This window comes from Pantoea wallisii (assembly GCF_002095485.1).
GTDB classification, from domain to species: domain Bacteria; phylum Pseudomonadota; class Gammaproteobacteria; order Enterobacterales; family Enterobacteriaceae; genus Pantoea; species Pantoea wallisii.
Genome location: NZ_MLFS01000134.1, coordinates 1 through 1,038, shown reverse-complemented (window position 1 = coordinate 1,038; position 1,038 = coordinate 1). Strand labels below are relative to the sequence as shown.

Sequence of the window (1,038 nt, the reverse complement as noted above, 5' to 3'; positions counted from 1 at the left end):
ACCGGCAGCAGCAGCAGCCACGGACGCCGCGCGGTTTTTCCACCGGCAGCGCGGTTGCTGCCACAGCGGCAGGGGGCGCTTCGACCACAATCGGCGGTGCGGGCGGCGGTGTAATCGGTTCGGGCTCACTCTCTGCCTGCGGCTCCACTGCGATGTCGCTCACAACGGGCGCCGGCACAACCGGCTCTGGCGGCAGCGTGACCAGCGGCGGCAGCGACTCGTCCAGGCTGTCGCGCAGGCAGGCCAGCGCGTCGTCACGCGTGCGCGCCTGCGGATCGACAAAGCCCCAGAAGGTGATCACGGGCTGACCATCGACCAGGTAAACATACTGCTGATCCGGGAACTGCAGCGTTTTTGCCAGCAGCGCACCAAACAGGCGCATGGCCGGGTTCTCTGCGTCGCGCGCGCGCAGGCTCAGCGCCTGCAGATCCTGCTGGTTAAGGGTAAGCAGCTCCAGCGCCAGCCGGCGCTCGTGATCGCTGGCGGCGAGCCAGGATTTCACTTTGCCGTTGAACGGTGCGTACCAGTCAAGCCGGTCGCCGCGCTCATTGGCCTGCGGGATAGCGAGACAGTTAGCCAGCGTCGCCTGGCGGCGCAGACGCAGCGTTTCGCGGATTTGCAGGGCAGACGCCCAGACGGGCTGACCGTTTTCACCCAGTGCCAGTAGCGTATCCAGATTGCCGCTGCGCAGAAAAGTTTTTGCCACTCGTAGGGCCCTTATCGATGGTTGGCTGAGGCGGAACAGCGTGTGTTATTGGCGATGATAGTGATCTTAAGCCAAATGCGGGCAAATCAAACGGGGGAAAAAAGGGGGAAAACAGGGCGTTATTCCCCCGGTGCAGCGTTCACTGCTGAAATTTTAACCGCGCTGGCGCGGACTGAGCAGCAGATGGGCGAGCATGCCGCCCGCCAGGCCCCAGAAGGCGGAGCCGATGCCGAGCAGCGATACACCGCTGGCGGTAATCAGAAACGCGATGATGGCACTGTCGCGCTGCGGCGGCTCCGCCAGCGCGCACTGCAGGCTGCCGGCGAGCGTCG

At 64.8% G+C, this 1,038-nt stretch carries 2 protein-coding genes; both read right to left on the bottom strand.

Going from position 1 to position 1,038, the window contains the following annotated elements:
* Positions 1-706: SrfA family protein (locus HA48_RS21920; protein ID WP_244182934.1), on the bottom strand; the 706-nt coding region annotated here is incomplete at its 3' end.
* 153 nt (positions 707-859) lie between these two features.
* On the bottom strand, positions 860-1,038 hold a 179-nt coding region (locus HA48_RS21915; RefSeq protein WP_208613172.1), incomplete at its 5' end, for a benzoate/H(+) symporter BenE family transporter.